The organism is Streptosporangium sp. NPDC051023 (genome assembly GCF_040689595.1).
Taxonomy (GTDB): Bacteria; Actinomycetota; Actinomycetes; order Streptosporangiales; family Streptosporangiaceae; genus Streptosporangium.
The window spans coordinates 1-19,510 of record NZ_JBFBCE010000019.1 but is presented as its reverse complement, the minus strand read 5'-3'; the positions used below and the strand labels follow the sequence as shown (position 1 = coordinate 19,510).

12 protein-coding genes are annotated in these 19,510 nt (G+C 71.3%); 4 read left to right on the top strand and 8 right to left on the bottom strand.

Features of this window, described 5'->3' with window-relative positions; translation table 11 throughout:
- Positions 1–151: 151 nt before the first annotated feature.
- The gene (locus tag AB0395_RS14905; RefSeq protein WP_366280822.1) at positions 152–2,527 is read left to right on the top strand and encodes a protein kinase; all 2,376 of its coding nucleotides are present in this window, start codon (positions 152–154) and stop codon (positions 2,525–2,527) included.
- A 591-nt stretch (positions 2,528–3,118) separates the two neighbouring features.
- Positions 3,119–4,726, top strand: a complete 1,608-nt coding sequence (locus AB0395_RS14900; protein ID WP_366280821.1) for a CHAP domain-containing protein — start codon at positions 3,119–3,121, stop codon at positions 4,724–4,726.
- Here the strand turns inward: AB0395_RS14900 and AB0395_RS14895 are convergent, their stop codons facing one another.
- Together AB0395_RS14895 and AB0395_RS14890 are read right to left on the bottom strand one after the other, a co-directional pair.
- Entirely contained in the window at positions 4,727–6,451 is a 1,725-nt protein-coding gene (locus AB0395_RS14895) for a serine protease (protein WP_366280819.1), read from the bottom strand.
- Between the two features lie 381 nt (positions 6,452–6,832).
- Entirely contained in the window at positions 6,833–8,851 is a 2,019-nt protein-coding gene (locus AB0395_RS14890; RefSeq protein WP_366280818.1) for a PASTA domain-containing protein, read from the bottom strand.
- Positions 8,852–9,266: 415 nt separating this feature from the next.
- Between AB0395_RS14890 and AB0395_RS14885 the strand changes: the two genes are divergently transcribed.
- Complete coding sequence (locus AB0395_RS14885; protein ID WP_366280816.1) at positions 9,267–10,076, top strand: HipA family kinase; 810 nt, start codon at positions 9,267–9,269, stop codon at positions 10,074–10,076.
- Complete coding sequence (locus AB0395_RS14880; RefSeq protein WP_366280815.1) at positions 10,073–10,450, top strand: DUF3037 domain-containing protein; 378 nt, start codon at positions 10,073–10,075, stop codon at positions 10,448–10,450. The genes AB0395_RS14885 and AB0395_RS14880 overlap by 4 nt, the downstream gene beginning before the upstream one ends.
- Before the next feature lie 51 nt (positions 10,451–10,501).
- On the opposite strand, the gene AB0395_RS14875 is transcribed toward AB0395_RS14880, so the two are convergent.
- From AB0395_RS14875 to AB0395_RS14850, 6 genes are all read right to left on the bottom strand, one after another.
- On the bottom strand, positions 10,502–11,344 hold the full coding sequence (locus AB0395_RS14875) for a GNAT family N-acetyltransferase (protein ID WP_366280981.1): 843 nt from the start codon (positions 11,342–11,344) through the stop codon (positions 10,502–10,504).
- A gap of 56 nt (positions 11,345–11,400) precedes the next feature.
- On the bottom strand, positions 11,401–13,005 hold the full coding sequence (locus AB0395_RS14870; protein WP_366280813.1) for an alpha/beta hydrolase: 1,605 nt from the start codon (positions 13,003–13,005) through the stop codon (positions 11,401–11,403).
- A 125-nt stretch (positions 13,006–13,130) separates the two neighbouring features.
- Positions 13,131–16,901: an ABC transporter ATP-binding protein gene (locus AB0395_RS14865; protein WP_366280811.1), complete on the bottom strand. Its 3,771-nt coding sequence runs from the start codon at positions 16,899–16,901 to the stop codon at positions 13,131–13,133.
- Positions 16,888–17,157 (bottom strand): lasso peptide biosynthesis PqqD family chaperone, encoded by a 270-nt coding sequence (locus AB0395_RS14860; RefSeq protein WP_366280809.1) that lies wholly within the window; start codon positions 17,155–17,157, stop codon positions 16,888–16,890. Before AB0395_RS14860 ends, AB0395_RS14865 begins: the two co-directional genes overlap by 14 nt.
- An 88-nt stretch (positions 17,158–17,245) precedes the next feature.
- Positions 17,246–18,169, bottom strand: a complete 924-nt coding sequence (locus AB0395_RS14855) for a beta-propeller fold lactonase family protein (protein ID WP_366280808.1) — start codon at positions 18,167–18,169, stop codon at positions 17,246–17,248.
- On the bottom strand, positions 18,148–19,510 hold a 1,363-nt coding region (locus AB0395_RS14850; RefSeq protein WP_366280806.1), incomplete at its 5' end, for a cytochrome P450. The genes AB0395_RS14850 and AB0395_RS14855, both read right to left, overlap by 22 nt.

Below are 19,510 nucleotides of genomic sequence, written 5' to 3'. Positions count from 1 at the left end.
TGCGATCCCCGGTTCTCGCGGGCGCGCGAGGTGTTCACCGGAAACTTCACCGACAATGTGGAAGCGGCCTTTCCCATGAAATTCCTGAATCGTGACAACCGGCGGTGGGGGTGAGACCGTCGAACAAGCGACGGCGCTCGGAGGGGACTCAATGGTTCCGGGATACCACGAGGTTCGAGAACTCGGCGCGGGAGGCGGCGGCCGGGTGGTGCTGGCCACCTACGCCGCGACCGGTGCCTATGTGGCGATCAAGTATCTGAACACGGCCCTGAGGCAGGACCACAGGTTTCTGGTGCGCTTCCGTGAGGAGGCGCGCGTCATGGTGGAGTTGCACGATCCGAACGTGGTCCAGTTCTACGAGTACTACGAGGACGTGCTGGACGCCGCGATCGTCATGGAGCTGGTCGACGGGGTCGCGCTCAGGAGGATTCTGGCCGACCACGGCACCACGAGCCCCGAGGCCGCGCTCGTCGTGCTCAAGGGCTCGCTGCTGGGCCTGGCGTTCGCGCACTCCGCCGGGATCGTGCACCGCGACTACAAGCCGGAGAACGTGCTGATCCAGGCCGACGGCAGCAGCAAGCTGACCGACTTCGGCATCGCCACCCGCACCGGGGAGGCGGGAGCCCCGGAAGGCACCCCTCCCTACATGGCCCCCGAGCAGTGGGCCGGGTATCCGGCGACCACGGCGAGCGACGTCTACGCGGCCACATGTGTGTTCTTCGAGTGCCTCACCGGGCGCAGGCCGTACCGGGCCGACCACCAGGCGGCGCTGATGCACCAGCACCAGAGCGCGCCGATCCCGCTGGACGCGGTGCCGAGCTCGGTGCGGGGACTGGTCGCGCGCGGCATGGCGAAGAACCCGGTGGACCGGCCCGCGACGGCTGAGGCGTTCCTCCTGGAGCTGGAGACGGCCGCCGTCTCCGCGTACGGGCCCGAGTGGGAGCAACGGGGGCGGCGGCACCTCGCAGAGCTGGCCACGCTACTGGCGCTGACGTTCCCGCTGGCCAGACCGGCTCCGAGGGTGAGCACCTCACTGGCACGGAGCGTGGTCGGCCGCGTCGGCGGGATACGGCGCCCGCGCCTCGGTCCCCGGCTCCTGGCCGGAGTCGCCGTGATCACGGTCGCGGTCACCGTCGGCCTGGTCGCCTCGAGTCAGTCGCCCGACAGGCTCTCGGCAGACACGATCTTCACTCCGTCGCCGAGACCATCCTCCGCCGAGGAGACCCCGCCGAACGGCACGGAGGGGGGTTCTCCCCCGCCCGAGCCCGTCACCCCTCCGGGACCGTCACGGAGCGGCACGCAGCGGACCTCGTCCTCGTCGGGGACCACCAATCCGAGCCGCCCGAACCACTCCTCTCCCTCGTCCCACCCAACCCCGGAGACCAGCTCGAAGCCGCCGGTCTCGCCCTCCGCGACCCCGCGGCCGACCCGGACGCCGACCAGAACTCCGACGCCGACTCCGACCGTGACGCCAACCGTGACCCCGACATCGCCCCCGGTACCCAGGCACGCGGTCAGCGATCTCGCGATCACCCGGATGGACGCGGGCGGGGCGACGGTCACCCTGCGCGCGTCGACCCCGGCGGACGTCGTGCTGACCGTCAGGTTCGCCGAAGGGCGCGACCGCGACCATCTGACAGAGGTGCCCGCGCGCAGCTTCACACTCACCGGAGCCGACGCCTACTCGCAGCCGGTCCTGTACGCCTTCACCGCCCCCGCCTGCGAGCAGACCCTCTACCGCCGGGTCACGGTCTCCACGTCGCCCCGGTTCTCCGGAGGAGAGGTGAGCCGTACGACGGAGGTCAAGGGCGGGCCGTGCCCGGCTCCCGCGGTGCAGAGCGTGGACATCGCCTCCTGGGACGGCAGCGCGGCGACCGTCAAGGTCCGCGCGGGAGGTCCCGGCAAGGTACGGCTCACCGCCGCCTTCACCCGTAAGGACGGTGAGGGGGCCGCCAGGACGCTGAGCACCGTCACCAGGACCCTGTCCGGCGAAACCGGCTACACCGTGGATCTCTCCGGGCCCGCGGCGGAGATCCCCTGCGGCAAGCGGGCTGTGCTCGGGATCACGGTCACCACCGACCGCCCCTCCGCCAACGGCGCCCAGTACGCGGAGAGGGTGGTCGAGGGCGAGGAGTGCGCGCCGCCCGCCGTCACGATCACTTCCTTCAACGGCACCACGGTCGGCTTCCGGGTCAGGACCTCGGACACCTCGCCGGTGACCGTGAAGCTGTCGTTCTCCCAGAAAGTCGTCGGCGACGAGGGCGGACCGACCACGACCAGCCAGACGCTGGAGCTGTCAGGCCACACCGACTACTCGCGCGAGGTCGCCGGCGTGTTCGCCCAGCTACCCGAGTGCGGCCGGTACGCCACGCGGACCGTGGTGATCACCACGGTGCCCCAGGGCGAGAGGCGGTCCAGCGAGGCGCGGATCACCCTTCCCTCCTGCGGGCACGACCCCGAACCGAGCCCCTCGGATTCCGAGGAGCCGACGGAGGAGGACCCCTCCTCCTCCCAGGGGGAGGGATAGGGCGACCTACGGCTGGTCCGGCGGGTCCGCGGCCGGATCAGCCTTCGGGGCGTGGCTCGACGTCCAGTACGGCCTTGCCGGACACCCGGCGCCCGAGCAGGGCCTCGGCCGCCTCTGTGACGCGGTCCCAGGTGTCGCGCAGGCCGATCTCCGGAGAGAGCCTGCCCTCCGCGACGAACCCGACCAGCGTGGCCAGCCCGTGCCCCCGCGCCGCCGAGCCGACGGAGGGCTCTCATCCGGCCTCGGGGCACCAGATCCGACATTCGGCGGATCTTTTTCGTTGAGGCGTTTAGAGTGGAAAAATCATGAAAACGCCTCTGACGTCGGCTTTCGCCGCCCGGTGTGCCCCGGATCTCCCCGACGCACGTCCCGGCCCGTCTTGACCTTCCCTTTAGGGGAGGTAACCTCCCTCGTCACGGAAGACAACTGACCAATGGTGCCGCCACACGTGTCCCGATCGTCACTCTGATCGGTCCCCGTGAACGCGCCATCGCTCAACCCCCATCTTCCGACGGCCAGGTCGCGAGGGCGGCGCGACCATGATTCGACGGCCGTCGGAGGGTGACCGGAAACTTCCCGATGACACCTGAGATGCACAAGTTCATCGAACTGCTGGAGAGCCAGCTCGGATACTCCGAGAGAGGGGGCGGCTACACCAAGTTCGGTCACTGGTACGGCAACAACGTCGAGTTCGACGCCGACTACAGCGCGGCCCCCTGGTGCGACATGTACCTGTCGTGGGCGGCGAAGAAGCTGGGCTACGAGGACTGGATCGGCCAGTTCGCCTACACCGTCCACCACGCCGAGTGGTTCCGGCAGCAGGACGCCTGGGGCACCGTCCCCAAGCCGGGTGCCATCGTGTTCTTCGACTGGAGCGGCTCGAAGAAAATCGACGGCATCGACCACGTCGGGATCGTCACCGGGGTCGAGGGCCGGAAGATCCACACCATCGAGGGCAACATCGACGGCGGGGTCGCCAAGCGCAAGCTGCGCGAAACCGACAAGGTCGTGGGATACGGGTACCCGGAAAAGATCAAGGCCCGTCTCGAGAAGGAGGCGGCCCAGCAGCAGGAGATCATCTCCGGCGACGCGCGCCCCGCCAACTCCGTGGCCCTCTCCCAGAGCCCCGGCCTGCTGTCGATGGTCCCGCCCGCCCCGGTGCGGGAGACCGTGACGCCCGCCAGGCCGGCCCACGCCAAGATCGGCAGGCACGCCAAGCCGGAGGCCGAGTCCTCCTCGAGTCCCTCCGCGGGGAACAGGCCGTCCGGAAGCGAGGGGAAGGCCACCCAGACGGCCGCCCAGGGTGGCGCGCGGGCCGTGGAGACCCCGGCCCCGCAGACCTCCGCGGGCCGTACCGGCAAGCACGCCAAGCCCGCGACCGCGGACACCAACGCGGTCGCCGCCGCCCCCGCCGCGACGAGCAGCGGCCTCTCGCCGGACTCCTCACAGCTCGGCAGCCCCGCGATCCTCGCGCCGGTCCTGCTGGCCGCGGTCGCCATCATCGCCCACGCCAGGACCAGGCAGTCGAAGGCGCGGCCCGCGTTCGCCTCCGCGGCCGCGGCACCCGCCCGTCCCTCCCGCCGGGCTCCCGGCCGCCGCCGCGCCCCCGGACGCCGCAGGATCACCGGGAACGCGCCCGTCCTCGCCGAGCGGTGTGAGACCGTCCTGCCGGTCGTCGCGGACACCACGCTCCGGCCGGCCACGACCGCCGAGTTCCCCTCGGTCACGACCTCGCTCTCGCACGTCGAGGAGTCCGGCCTCCGCCCAGCCGGAACCTCGGGCGTCCGGGAGAGGCGTCTCGGGGACCTCGCCCCCGTCGCGAGAACCAGCCTCACCCGCGTCGAGAGGGCGGCCTCCCCGACCAGCGTGACCCGTGCCGTGGAGACCGGAGCGGCCGACCGCCGCCACGACGGTCCCCGCCTGCCCTACCAGGGCAGGCGCCGCCTCCGCGAGCGCCCGGTGGTCGAGTCGTCCACCTTCGTCCAGGACGCTCCGCTGCGCGGCAGACGGCACCGCAGGGCCGAGCCGGTGGTCAGCACGACCATGCGGACCACGCGCGCCCCGTACCCGGCCCGCACCGCGCCCGCCGTCCCGGACACGGCCGTTCCCGCCCTCGCGGCGCCCCTGCCCGCCGAACCCGGTGACCTCCTGGTCCACCGCGGCTACCAGGGACGCCGCAGGGCGACGGTGCCCGCCTGATCAGCGCTGCTCGGGCGGGCGCTGCCCCATGGTGCGGCGCAGTTCCTCAAGTTCCGCCTCGAGCCCGGCGATCCGGGTGTTCGCCCCCGGCCCCTGAGCCTGCCGCGGGGCGCCGTACTGCGGCGACTGAGGGCGTACCGCCCGGGTGTCCTCGGGCGCGGCGGGGAGCGGGTACGGCGGCCGCTGCTGGTAGGGCTGCTGTGGCACGCCGTAAGGCTGGCCGGGGTGCGCCGCGGGCTGGCCGTACTGCCCGCCGTGTCCCTGCGGCAGGTAGCCGGGCTGGGCGCCGTACGGCGCGGGCGGGAACGAGGAGGGCTGGACCTTCGACCGGCTCTTGCCCCTGACGACGGCGACCAGCGTGCCGAGCACGAACAGGGCGACCAGCCCGCCGCCGCCCCACAGCACCCACGGCAGGACCGAGGAGGAGCTCTCGTCCTTGCCCGCGGTGATGGCCTGCTGGGAGTCGGTGATGTATCTGGCGACGTAGGGGTGGTTCGGCTGCAGCGCCTGCACCTCGCGGAACTTGGGCAGCGCCTCGGAGTAGTGGTTGGCGAAGAACAGGTCGAGCGCCTCGTTGTAGGTCTTCGTCGTCACCGACTCGGCGGGCTTGACGTTCTTCTCGTTGAGCTTCTCCCTGACGATGCTGACCGGCAGCACGAAGCTCTCCCCCTCGGTCGAGCCGCCGTCCTGCTGGATCAGCCCTCCGACCAGGATGCCGATGACGTTGCCGTCCTTGCTGAACACCGGGCCACCGGAGTTGCCGGGGTAGGAGGGAGCCTGGGTCTGGATGTACGGCACGCCCTCCGGGGTCTGGCGGCCGGCGTTGTACGGGCCCTCGGTGAAGGCCGGGTCGAGTTTGGACTCGATGTTGAAGATCGACGTCTGCGTCACCGTGCCGGGGAACCCGCTGATGTAGAGCGTGTCACCGACCCGCACGTCCGAGTCCTGGCCGAGTGGCACGGTCGGCAGGTTGTTCTGCCCGTTGGCCTTGAGGATCGCGACGTCCTTGCCGGGGTAGACCGTACCCTTCGCGACCAGCTCGATGGGCACCGTCTTCGCGGTCTTGTCGACGCCGCCGCCCGGCAGGCTCTGCAGCAGCGAGAGGGAGCTCTTGACGTTGCGGATCTTGATGTTGTCCGCGTTCCAGGTTTGGAAGATCTTGGAGGCCGTCCTGACGATCTCCTCGTCCGAGGCGACGTCGCCGAGGTCGGCGATCAGGTCGGCGGCGTCCTTCTTGTTGACCTCGGTGAGCGCCTGCGCCGCGAACGTCTGCGCCAGCTCGGTCTCCTCCTGGCCGACGCAGTGAGCCGCGGTCACCATGTAGCCGTCCGGCGTCACCCACCAGCCCGTGCACAGGCCGCCCGCCGTAGCCTCGACGACCCGCTCCGGCGAGCCCGGCGAGAAGTAGCGTCCCGGCTCCTTGGCCATCTGCTGGACGACCCACCGGTAGATGCTGTTCTCGTCCGACGAGATCTTGCCCGACTGGACGGCGTCGACCCCTCGCTGGGTCAGCGTCCTGATCGCGTCCAGGTTCGCCACCGGAGTCGGCACTGCGACGTCCGCGGTGTAGGACACCGAGGTCAGTTGCACGGCCGGGTGCGTCCTGGCCGCCAGCCACGTTCCCACAGGAACATCCAGGTCCTTCGGCTTCGCCATGGCGACGCCCGGCAGGGCCAACACCCCGGCCAGGACAAGCCCGGCGACGGCGCTGAGTCTTCCCCACATTTTCGTACTCTCCCCAAAACTCGCTTCCCAGGGCGAGAGCATGACGGGGCCGACTTGGGGAGGACTTGGAAGCGACTGGGAGAAACCGGAGCCGGAAACCTGCTGATCAGGGTCGATCTCCGAGTTCCGAACCAGCGCTTTCAACCGCAGAACATATACGCGTTTCATGGAGTCCACCGAGGAGCGCGGCGATGAAACGCGGGCCTGACATAGATCACATCCGCCGGAAAGTCGCGAAGATCATGGACATTCCTCGGAGGTCCATATATGTGCCCCGCGCTCAGGAGCAATTTCGATCAATCGCACCGGAGTTGATCATCGACCTTCGGGCGATCTACCTAGCCTAAGACGGTCACCCTGGCCAAAGGACGGTCCCGCCTGTCAGTCCGGCCACCGTACGGCGCTCACCCCGTCGATCTGGGCTGGACCGTCCTGCGAATCCGTCCCATCGGGATCCGGCGCGTCCGGCGGCACGGTCGGCCTTGCGGGCTCCGGCTCACCCTGCTCCTCGGAACCGACCGTGATCACCACCGTGGTGTCCGGCCCGACACACCCGCCGGGCGCGACGCTCTGCGCCAGCACCGTCCCCGCCTGCGACGGGTCGTCGACGGACCGGGAACGTTCCGCTACGGCGAGGCCCGCCGCCGCCAGCGCGTCCCTCGCGTCCCGCCGGTTCCTGCCGACGAGCGAGGGCACCTCCGCGCCCGGCCTGGACACGACCAGTGTCACCTCACTACCGGGGGAGACATGCGTGCCGGGAGCCGGGGCACTGGTGAGCACCTGGCCGCCCTGCTGGCCGGAGCAGCGCGTGACGATCTTCCCGGCGATCAGCTTCGCCTGAGCGAGCATCCTCTCCGCGGACGCCCTGCGCAGCCCCGCCAGGGCGGGCACCCGTACGCCGGCCGAGACCTCCAGGTCGATCCTGGTTCCCCGCTTCACCCTGGTCAGCGCCTGCGGCCAGCTCCTGAGCACCCGCCCGACCAGCTGATCCGAGTCCGCGGAGGTGAACTCCCCCGCGCTCAGCCCGGCTCTCCTGATCAGACGCAACGCCTGCGAACGGTTCAGCCCCGCGAGCACCGGCACCCGGATCTTCGAGCCGGACCGCGACGGTGGGGGCGCGGGCACCGTCGTACCGACGCCGGGGCCTGGCGCGGGGTGGGTCGTGCGGGGCGCTCCGCCGGGCCCCGGCGTCGGCCCCTCCCGAACACCGAGATCCGCCGCCGGCCCGATCCGTCTGCTCTTCCCATCCCTGTCGCCCCCGCTCAACGCGGGGGTCAGCGTGCCCACCAGTACGGCCGTGCTCACCAGCAGCGCGCCAGAGACCGCGACCGAGACTCTGGCGACCGTCCCACCCCTGCGGAAGCGCGGCTCGGAAGGCTCCTCGGAAGCCTCCGGGCTGGACGACTCCCACACAGAGGCCTCCCGCATGGAGACCCCCCGAACAGACGACTCCCGCACAGAAGCCTCCCGAACAGACGACTCCCGCACAGAAGCCTCCCGAACGGACGACTCCCGCACGAGCGCCGCGGAAGCGGGCTGGAACACCGCTGTCCGCCCATCGCGGCCGTCGTGGCCGATGGGGGCTCCTTCTCCGTCCTCCCCCTCGAGCAGGGCGAGCAGCAGCTCCCTGCTGGTCGGGCGGTTGCGTGCGTCCTTCTCCAGGCAGGCCCCGACCAGCGCCCCGAGCCGTCCGCCGAGGCTGCCGAGACGCGGGGGCGCGGTGAGGATCCGGTGCAGCACGGCCGCGACCGAGTCTTGGCCGAAAGGGGCCTGGGCGTTGGCGGCGAAGCACATCGTGGCGCCCCAGGAGAAGACGTCGGCCGCCGGGTCGATCTCCGTCCCCTCGACCTGCTCGGGCGCCATGTAGGCGGGGGTGCCCGCACCGCGCCCACTCTGCGTCGCGCCCGGGTCCAGTGCCCTGGCCAGCCCGAAGTCGATGACCCTCGGCCCGTCGGGACCGAGCAGCACGTTCTGCGGTTTGAAGTCGCGATGCACGATCCCCGCCCTGTGGATGGCGGCGAGGGCGGTGGCCGTACCGATGGCCAGGCGCTCAAGCGCGCCTCCCCTGCGCGGGCCGCCGACCGTGACCTCACTCTGGAGCGACGGGCCCTCGACGTACTCGCTGACGATGTAGGGCCGGTCGCCGTCCAGCCCGGCGTCGATCACCTGGGCCAGGCAGAACCTGGCGACCTGCTTGGCCAGCTCGACCTCGCGCAGGAAGAGCGCCGGGTCCTCCGCGGGCGGTGTGCGCAGCAGCTTGAGCGCGTACGGCTCGGAACCGGTCGCGGGGCGCGTTCCGAGGTAGACCACGCCCTGGCCGCCCTCGCCCAGGCGGCCGAGCAGGTCGTATCCGCCGAGCGTTTCCGGGTCCCCCGCCTTGAGCGGCTGCGCATACGGCACGCGAGCCCCCCTTTCACCGCGCTTCCCGATCGAGAGGAGATATGCCGTCGCGCGAGGGCGATGAACCGCCCCAAGCCATCACCGTGACGTCCTTGTGACTCTCACACCCCACCTTCCCTGTGACAGTCACCCCGCCCCATGCCCACTCCCCGCCGTCCGCCACCGTTCGTCAAGAGGACCGATCAGGCACGGACGAACCCCCAAAACGGGTGAACCGGCTTGAACACATCGTTATCCGGAGCAAGACCCGCCCCAACCACACCGGCTGGGACTGGTTTTTGGCTGGGCGCGCCGTGTCTGGACTGAGGAGCGAAGGAGCGGAGCGGATGAGCGACGAGGGAAGACACCGGCACCGGGGGCGCCCAAGCCCCGCGACGCCGCCAGGCGTCGCAAAGAAACGCAGTAACCTGACGAGGTGCTAGAACAGATCACGGCCACCCGCTACGTGACCCCCCTGCGGGAGGGCGGCTCACTTCCCGGCGTGGTCGAGGCGGATGACCTCGGTACCTATGTCGTGAAGTTCCGGGGCGCGGGGCAGGGGCGCCGGGTGCTCGTCGCGGAGATCATCTCCGCCGAGCTGGCCAGGAGGCTCGGTTTCCGCACCCCCGACCTGAAGGTGATCGACGTCGATCCGCAGCTCGGCGCCAGGGAGCCGGACGAGGAGATCCAGGACCTGCTCCAGGCCAGCGCCGGTCTCAACCTGGCGGTCGACTTCCTGCCCGCCGCGCTCGGCTTCGAGCCGCTCACCTGGCCCCCGGACCCCGATTTCGCCTCCCGGCTGCTCTGGTTCGACGCCCTCATCCACAACGTGGACCGGAGCTGGCGCAACCCGAACCTCCTGGTCTGGCACGGCGAGACCTGGCTGATCGACCACGGCGCGGCCCTGTGGTTCCACCACAACTGGCCGACCGCCGACCCGCAGCGCCCCTTCGACGCGAGCGACCACGTGCTGGCCCCGTTCGCGACCCGGGTCGCGGAGGCGGACGCCGAGCTGAGCGAGAAGATCACCAGAGACTTCCTCGACGGCGTGGTCGACGAGGTCCCCGACGAGTGGCTGGAGGACGAGCCCGGGTTCGACGGGGCCGAAGCCGTACGACAAGCGTATGTCGAGCACCTGCTGGCCAGGGCGCAGGCCCCGCGCGCGTGGCTGCCCGAGCCCTCGCTCGCGCCCAGGCAGGACAGGAAGACCGGCTCGGTCGGCGCGTTCTGGAGGGACAACCGGTGAGAGACGTCTATGAGTACGCCGTGATCCGGGTCGTCCCTCGCGTCGAGCGCGGAGAGCTGATCAACGCCGGGGTGCTGCTGTACTGCCAGCCCCGCGACTACCTGTGCGCCAGGGTCGAGCTGGACGAGGCACGACTGCACGCGCTCGACGCGCACGCGGACCTCGACGGGGTACGCCACGCGCTCGACGCCTATCGGCGCTCCTGCCTCGGCGAGGAGGGGCCGCTGACGAAGGAGTCGCTCGGCAGCCGGTTCCGCTGGCTGACCGCCCCGCGCAGCACGATCGTGCAGACGGGCCCGGTGCACGCGGGGCTCACCGCGGACCCGGAGGCCGAGCTGGAGCACCTGGTGACCCGCCTGGTCCGCACCCTGTAGTCCGGGTCCCGCGCGCCGGGCCGGGACTCAGAGGGAGTCAGGGCTCGCGGTTCAGAAGAGCACCGACATGAAGGTGCCGACCTCTTTGAACCCCGCCTTCCGGTAGGCGGCCCTGGCGGGGGCGTTGTAGTCGTTGACGTACAGCGAGACCACGGGCGCGAAGCAGTCGAGCGCGTGCTTGACCACCGCGGCCATGCCCGCGACCGCGTGCCCCCTGCCGCGCAGGTCGGGGTGGACCCAGACCCCCTGGACCTGGCACGCCTGCGGCGTCACGGCGCCGATCTCGGCCTTGAAGACGACCCTGCCGTTCTCGATCCGCGCGTAGGACCGGCCGATGCGGATCAGCTCGGCGACCCGGGAACGGTAGAGGGCACCGCCGTCGCCCGCCTCGGGAGAGACGCCGACCTCCTCGGTGAACATCGCCACGCAGGCCGGGAGCAGGATCTCGAACTCCTCCGGCCGAACCCGCCTGACCAGGGGGTCGACCGGGACCGGGGAGGGCTCGGTCACCTCCATCACCGGCTGGGCCCAGCGGATGGCCCGGGCGGCGCCCCAGTAGGGCTGGAGCCGTTCCCACAGCGCTTCAACGGCCTCTGACGGGCCGACGATCGAGGAACAACGACGGCCTTGCTTGCGGGCCCGGTCGGCGAAGGCGTGCACGGCGTCGGAGCACGCGTTCACCGGGACCAGGTTGGCTCCCGCGTAACAGAGCGAGGTGAGGCCGCCGCGCGAGCCGAACCCCCACATCTGGCCGCCGAGCCTGGCCGGGCTGAGTCCGACGGCACGAACCCTGGAGGCGACGAAAACGTTGGCGACGGGATCGGCGTCCAGGAGCGCCAGCACCTCGTCACGGTCGTTGTCGTCGAGCACACGCGACGCCATTGTGCGCAGCATCACGCGCCCAGCCTACGCGACCCCCACGATTTTGGCAGGAACCAACACAGAGCCTGTCATCTACCCTGATCGGTCCTCGTTCCCACTCGAGCGGCGACCGACGGCTCCGGGGTTCCCTGGCACCGGGCGTCCGGCCCCTGCGCCGGGCGGACGGGCTGACCGAAGACGGTGCCGTCCTTGAGGTAGGCCGCCAGCCTGCGGTCGACGCAGTGGTTCCCGCCGAGCGCGACCCCGTGGTTGCCGCCCGTGACGGCCAGCAGCCGGGCACCGCCGAACAGCCCGCGCATGCGCATCGCCCCCGGGTACGGCGTCGCGGCGTCACGCTCGGACTGGATGAGCATGATGGGCGGCAGTTTCGCGTTGTCCCTGAGCCTCACCGGGGTGCCGCCCTTCTCCGGCCAGAACGCGCACGGGGCGTTGTACCAGGCGTTCGGCCAGGTGAGGAAGGGTGCCCTGGCGTGCAGCCTGGACATGTCCGCCCGCCACCTGCCCCACTCTCGCGGCCAGGCGACGTCACGGCACTGCACCCCGAGGTAGACGGCGTAGCCGTTCTCGTCCTTCGCGTCGTTCTCGGCGTACCTGCGGTACGCGCCGAGCAGCGGGGCGGTGTCCCCCCTCTTGACGTAGGCGGAGAAGGCTCTGGCGAGCTGGGGCCAGATGAGGTCGGAGTAACCGCCTACGGTGTAGATGTCGTCCAGCTCGCTGGGGCCGATCACCCCGCCCGCGGGCCGGGTGCGAAGCCGCTCACGCATGGCGTACCAGGCGAAGGACACCGCCTTGCCTGTGCCGCCAAGTTTGTAGACGTCGTTGTGGCGGGCCGTCCAGCGGAGGAAGTCCTGGTGCCGCCGGTTGAAGGCGACATCCTGGGCCAGGTTCGCGCCGTACCAGACGCCCGCGGGGTCGACCACGCTGTCCAGGACCAGCCGCTTCACCCGGTCGGGGAAGAGGCTCGCGTAGACCGCACCGAGGTAGGTGCCGTAGGAGTACCCCAGGTAGCTGATCTTCTGCTCGCCCAGCGCCTCCCTGATCGCGTCCATGTCCCTGGCGGAGTTCTCCGTGGTCAGATGCGGCAGCATCCAGCCCCACCGGTTCTCACACGCCTCGGCGTACTGGCGGGCCCGGCCGAGCAGCACGGCCTCCTCTTTGGCGTCGCCCGGCACGTTGTCGGGGCGGGGCGGGGTGTAGTACTTGCCGGGGTCGACGCACCGGAGCGCGGGCTCACTGTCACCGACCCCGCGAGGGTCGAAGCCGATCACGTCGAACCGGTCGGCGAGCCCGGCGGGGAGCTGCGCGGCGACCTGCTTGGCCAGCCCGAGTCCCGAAGCCCCCGGGCCTCCGGGGTTGACCAGCAGCACGCCCAGGTGGTTGTGGTCCCGTGACGCCTTCCCCTTGACCCGGTTCAGGGCCAGGCTGATGGTCTGGTACGGGTCGCCGTAGTCGAGCGGCACCCGCAGGGAGGCGCACTCGACCGTGGGGCTCGCCGGTTCCGCGGGTTTTTCCGTGGGGTTGGGGAGCACGTTCTGGACCAGCGCCCCCTTGTCCGGTTTGTCGCAGGGCCCCCAGACCAGCTCGTCCCGTCCCTGTGCGGCCGCTCCCTGCGGTGCGCCGACGGTGACGGCCAGCATTGCGACGCCCGCGACAGCCCCGACAACCCTTTTCACGAACTCCCCCTACTCCGACGGCAGAGGCGATGTTCTCCCAGGCGGTGGCGGGATCACCGGCGGTACGGCCAGATCCTTACCATTCTGTAGCCAGTGAATTGCTATCTGTAACCAATAAGGGAGAGTCAGGCCGCCGACCACAGGCCGGCGTAACGGCCGCCCATGGCCAGGAGATCCTCGTGGCTGCCGTCCTCGACGACGCGCCCTCCGTGCAGGACCACGACACGGTCGGCTCTGGCCGCGGTGGTGAGACGGTGCGCCACGATGACGGTCGTGCGCCGCCTGGTGAGGCGCTCCCTGGCCGCGAGCACGGCCGCCTCCGCCGCCGGGTCGAGCGCGGCCGTCGCCTCGTCGAGCAGCAGGAGGTCGGGATCGGCGAGTTCCGCGCGGGCCAGCGCGACGAGCTGTTGCTGGCCTGCGGACAGGCCCCTGCCGTACTCGCCGACGGGTTGCCTGAAGCCCAGTGGCAGGGACGCGGCCATCGTCAGGGCGTCGACCCTGCGGGCGGCCTCCTCGATGTCGGCGGGCCCCGCGTCCGGCCTGGGGTAGCCGATGTTGCTCGCGAGGTCTCCGGTGAACAGGCAGGGCTCCTGGGGCACGACGCCGAGCCGCCGCCGGTATCGCGAGGGCGGGTAACGCCGGAGGTCGACGCCGTCGACCAGCACGCGGCCCTCGTCGGGATCGTAGAACCGGGCGATCAGTTTGACCAGGGTCGACTTGCCCGCTCCCGTCGCCCCGACGACCGCGACCGTCTCCCCCGGCCCGATGCGCAGCGAGACGTCGTGGAGCGCGGGCTCTCCCGAGCCCGGATACCGGAAGGTGACGTGCGAGAGCTCTATCTCGCCACGCAGCCTGGCCGGGACCGGGACGGGACGTTCCGGGCTCGCCACCGACGGGCGGGTGCGCAGCAACTCGGTGATCCGCCGCATCCCGGCCGAGGCCTGCTGGTAGGAGTCGAGCACCGTTGACAGCTGCTGGATCGGGGAGAACAGCCGGGTGAGATAGAGCAGGAAGGCCAGGAGCACCCCGACCGTCATCTCCCCTCCGGCCACCCTGAGCGAGCCCGCAACCAGGACGGCGGCGTAGGCGACGTCGAAGAGCAGGGCGACGGTTGGGGAGAAGAGGGCGAGATACCTGCCCGCCCTGAGCCTGGAGCGCCGGTAGGCGTCGCTGCGCTGGGAGAACCGGCGGGCCGAGCGCTCCTCTGCACCGTGCGCCTGGGCCACCCGCAGCCCGGAGACGCCCTCCTGCAGCTCGGCGTTGACCACGCCGTCGCGCTCCCTGGCCTCGTCGTACGCGCTCGAGGAGAAGCGACGGTAGACCAGGACGGCGACGGCGAGCGGCGGCAGCACGGCGAAGGCGACCAACGCCAGCGAGAGGTCGGCGAGCAGCAGCGTCACCGTGACGCCCAGCAGTGTGAGGGTCTCGACCAGCGCCGTAGCCAGCCCCGTCGTCACGAACGCGGACAGGGCCTCGACGTCCGAGGTCATCCTCGTCATGATCTGACCTGCCCGCTGGCGCTCGTGGTAGTCGAGCCCGAGCCTCTGCAGGTGAGCGAAGCTCCGTAACCGCAGCAGGTAGAGCACGGTTTCCCCGGCGCGCGTCGTGACCACTGTCTGGGCCGCGACCGACAGGCCGTTGACCAGTACGGCCAGCAGCGCGAGGCCGCTCACGGCCCACAGCACCTGCCGGGTCCCCGTCGAGACTCCCTCGTCGACCCCGTAGCGGATCAGGGTCGGCAGGGCGATGGAGGTCAGGCCGCCCAGGACCATGAGAGCCGCGCCCACGGCGAGCGACCGGCGCACCGGCCGGACGACGTGGCCGACCCCGGACTCCCCGCCGGGGGCGGCGACGTCCAGGCCCTGCGGCAGCCTGGGCACCGCTTCCGCGGGCGGCAGCGCGGCCGACCACGGTGAGGCGCCCTGCTCCGTGCCGGTGTCCGGGACTTCGGCGACGGGCCAGAGCCCCGCAGTGACGCCCTCCCGCCGGGACGGCTCCGCCTCCTCCACGGGTCTCCCCCCGGGCTGCCCGGTCTCCTCCCTCGATTCCCTCGATTCCCCGAGTGCCCCCGACTCCCCTGATCCTCCCGGTTTTCCCGGCGACGCCCCCCGCCCGGCCTGTGGCGCCTCCGATCCGGCCAGGAACTCCCCCGGCCCGGCCAGCAACGACGTGAACAGCGCGCAGCGCGCCTCGAGCTCCCGCCGGGTGCCGACGTCGACCACGCGGCCCCGGTCGAGCACCGCGATCCGGTCGGCGAGGGCGAGGGTCGAGCGGCGGCGCGCGATGAGGAGGGTGGTGCGCTCCCCGGTGACGTCCCGCAGGGCGGTGTGGACGGCCGCCTCGGTCCGGGTGTCGAGGGCGGAGGTCGCGTCGTCCAGGACAAGCACCCTGGGGTTGGACAGCAGGGCGCGAGCCAGGGCGACGCGTTGCCGCTGGCCGCCGGACAGGGTGATGCCGCGGTCGCCGATCACCGTGTCGTAGCCCAGCGGGAGCGCGTCGACGAAGTCGTGCACCGCCGCCTTCCTCGCGGCGGCCTCGACGTCCGCGTCCGTCGCGCCCGGCAGGCCGTAGGCGATGTTGGCCCTGATGGTGTCGGAGAACAGGAACGACTCCTCGAAGACGATCCCGACGGCCGCGCGCAGGTCATGCAGTCTCAGTTCCCTGACGTCCGTCTCCGCTCCGGGCGGCCCGAGGCGGACCGAGCCCGCGTGCGCGTCGTAGAAGCGAGGCAGCAGCAGCGACAGCGTCGACTTGCCGGAACCGGTCGCGCCGACGATCGCCAGTGTCTCGCCGGGGCTCACGGTCAGCGTGACGTCGCGCAGCACGGGCTCCTGGAGCGAGTAGCCGAAGGACACCCGCTCCAGCCGTACGGCGAGCGGCCCCTCCGGCAGGTCACGGGGTTCGTCCGGCTCGACGACCACGGGGTTGGCGTCGACGAGCTCGTAGATCCGGTCCGCCGCGACGCGGCCGGTCTGGACGGTCAGGGCGAGTTGCCCGACCGCTGCCGCCGGGCCCGCCAGCGAGGCGAAGTAGCTGGAGAAGGCCAGGAACGTGCCGAGGCTCAGTGTCCCGTTCATGACGAGCCAGCCCCCGAACCCGAGAAGGGCCACCTGTCCGAGGCCGGGCAGCCCGGCCAGCGCGATGATGGAACGCGCCCTGAGAGCGGCCACCCGGAGCTGCTCGGCGAACAGCCGGAGCGCGAGCAGCCGGAACCCGCCGACCTCGCGGGACTCCTGCCCGAAGCCCTTGACCACGCGGATTCCGGCCACCCGTTCCGCGATGTGCTGCACGACCTCGGTCGCGCGCTCCCTTGCCGACCAGGTCGCGGGAAGCAGGACTTTCCCGGTGCGCAGGGTCACCGCCGCCAGCAGGGCGAACAGTAGGACGGCGACGAGGGTGAGCGGCACGGAGAGCAGGACCATCGCCCCCAGCGCGAAGATCCCCATGGCCAGGGCGCCTGCGATCGCGGTCGTCTCGGTGAGGAAGCGCTGCACCGCCTGGAGGTCGACGATCGCGCGTGAGATCACCTGCCCGGTGCGCAGGCTGTCCTGCCTGACGCCGTCGAGCCGCTGCACCGACTCGAACACGGCGCGCCGCAGATCGTGCTGAACCCCAAGGGCGAGCGTCTCCGTGGCGTACTGGGAGAGGAAGGAACCGGCGAACCGCAGGGTGGCCAGCCCGAGCAGCACGCCCAGGACGGCGCCCGTCGCCGCGCCGCGCCCCGCGACCGCGTCGTCGACCACGGCCCTGGCGACGAGCGGGCCGACCACGCCCAGCGCGATGATCAGCAGTGACGAGACGGCGACGAGCCCAACGGCCAGCCGATGCCGCAGACACTGTCCGGCGAGCCTCCTGATCGCCCCTCGCGGCTCCTGCCGCCCGTCAGGCGGGGCCACGCGACGGCACGAGGATCCCGGCAGAGATCATGTCGTTCATGACGTCGGTGACGTCGGCCTCTGCCACGGCCTGGTCGACGGAGAACTCCCTGAGCAGGGCCTCGACGGCCTCCGCCGGGTCTCCGGAGGTGAGCAGCGTCCTCAGCACGGTCAGCCCGCTCGGGTTGAGGTTGAAGTACTCGCCTCGTACCTCGTCGAGGAGTACCAGTCCGTAGTCGGTTTCCACCTGGCGTATGTGGGGGGCGAGCGTGTACATCGATCCTCCGTTTCGTGCCGCCGTTCTGGTCACTTCCCGCGGGCGGCGCGGCTGGTTTCTGACAGTCCCCGAAGAACGGCGCATGCCTTCACGGGTGGCGCCCGGTCACGCACACGGCGATCCCTCCTGGACTGGCGCCCAGCGGGACGGTGGAGACGACCGTGTCGGTCTCTGTGCTGATGACGGAGATGTCATCGCTCTCACGGTTCGTCACATAGACGTGGCGGCCGTCCGGGCTGATCGCCAGGTTCTCCGGGTTCCTCCCGACGCCGATCGCGGCCTCGACGTCGCCGTCGGCGGTGTCGATGACCACGACGACGTCGGTGTAGTAGCTCGTGACGTAGCAGCGCCCGCCGTCCGGGGTGACCACGACCCCGAACGGCCCCGGCTCGGCCGGGAGGGTGGCGAGGACCGTGTTCGTGGCCGTCTCGATGACGCTGACGCCGCTGGTCCCGCCCGAGTTCGCGGAGTTGGTCACGTAGACCCGCGCGCCGTCCGGCGCCACGGCGACGCCGTTCGGGTTGACGCCGGTCGGGATGACGGCGGTGACGGTGTCCGTGGCCGTGTCGACCACGGAGACGTCGTGGCCCTCGAAGTTGGTCACGTAGAGGCGGCGGCCGTCCGGGCTGACGGCCGGGTTGCCGGGGTTGGCGCCGACCGGGATCGTACGGACGACCCTCAAACTCGCCGTTTCGACCACGGAGACGTCGTCACCGTTGTAGTTGGTGACGTAGAGGCGTTTGCCGTCCGGGGCCGCGGCGACGCCCCCGGGACCGCGGCCGACCGGGATCGTCGCGGTGACGCCCCACGTGCCGGAGTCGAGGACGGAGAGCGTGCCGTCGTGGAAGTTCGCCACGTACACCGCCTCACCGTCCGGCGAGGCGGTGATTCCGAAGGGCGTCGCGCCCACCGCCGTCCTGGCCACCACCTCGTTCGCCACCGGGTCGACCACGAGGGTGGTCGCCGTCATCAGCGTCGGCACGCAGAGCCTCACCCGTGGGGAATCGGGCACGTCGTCACCTCCTCGTCCTCAGAGCCGCCCTGCCCCTGCCCGCCTCCCGGACCGCCCGGCGCCTCCCCGCCTGCCGTACCGCTCGGCGTCTCCCATGCCTTCCCCGCAGGCCGCCTCTCCCAGGTGACCGGCAGCTCGGTCACCCCCTGCAGGCTCAGCGGAGGCTTTGCGGGCAGCCGCTCAGCGGACACGGCGAGCCGCAGGGTGGGGACGCGCTCGAACAGCGTCAGCAACGCCACCTCCAGTTCCAGCCGGGCGAGGTGCTGCCCCAGGCACAGGTGCGGGCCGTGGCCGAAGGCCACCTGGCCTCTGGGCCGCCGGGACAGGTCGAGGACGTCCGGGTCGGGAAACGCCTCGCCGTCACGGTTCGCCGCGGCGGTCGACAGGACGACCGCGTCCCCGGAGCGGATGGTCGAGCCCGCCACCTCGATGTCGGCCTTCGCCAGCCGCAACAGGACGTCGGCGACGGACAGGTAGCGCAGCAGTTCCTCGACCGCGTCCGGTATGAGGGACGGGTCGTCGCGTAACCGGCGCAGCTCCTCCGGGTGCTCCAGGAGCGTCAGCACCCCCAGCGAGATCATGTTCTCGGTGGTCTCGTGCCCGGCGACCAGCAGCATCATCACCGTGGCGAGCGCCCTCCTGTGTGTCAGCTCGCCCTCGCGCACTCTCGTGACCAGCCCGGCGAGCAGGCCGGTTCCCGCGTCCTCCGCGTCGCCGAGCAGCAACCGCTCCACGTGAGGTTGCAGTTCCCCCAGCCCCCGGTTCCCCCGTCCCAGGCACTCGGAGAACAGCGCCCGTTCCCTTTCCGGCACGCCCAGGATCTCGGTGAGCATCACGGCGGGAAGAGCGGCGGCGAACACCGGGACCAGGTCGACGGGCGGCTCCTCGGCCAGCAGCCGGTCCAGGAGCCCGTCGACGGCCCGCTGGATCGCGGGCCGCAGCGCGGAGACGCGGCCGGGGCCGAACTCCCGGCTCAGCATCCGGCGGTTGACGCCGTGCTCCGGCGAGTCCATCTGGACGAACGACTGGGATTCCCTCAGGACCTCGGGGCCGAGCCTGAGGTCGGGCGGTATGTGTTCCAGCTCGGGATACCGGGGGTCGGTGACGTCCGCGGAGATCCTGGAGTCGGCGAGCAGCGCCCGTGTCTCGGCGTGCCCGGTGACCAGCCAGGCGGGGCGGCCGCCCGCCAGGGTCACCCGCGCGAGCGGTCCGTGCTCACGCAGCTTCGCGTAGCCGGGAGGCGGATGGTAGGGGCACCCGCGCGGCATCGGGAAGTCTGGAACGCCGGCCGTCGGGACGTTTGGAGCGCCGGCCGGCCGGGCGTCGGAGGCACCGGCCGGC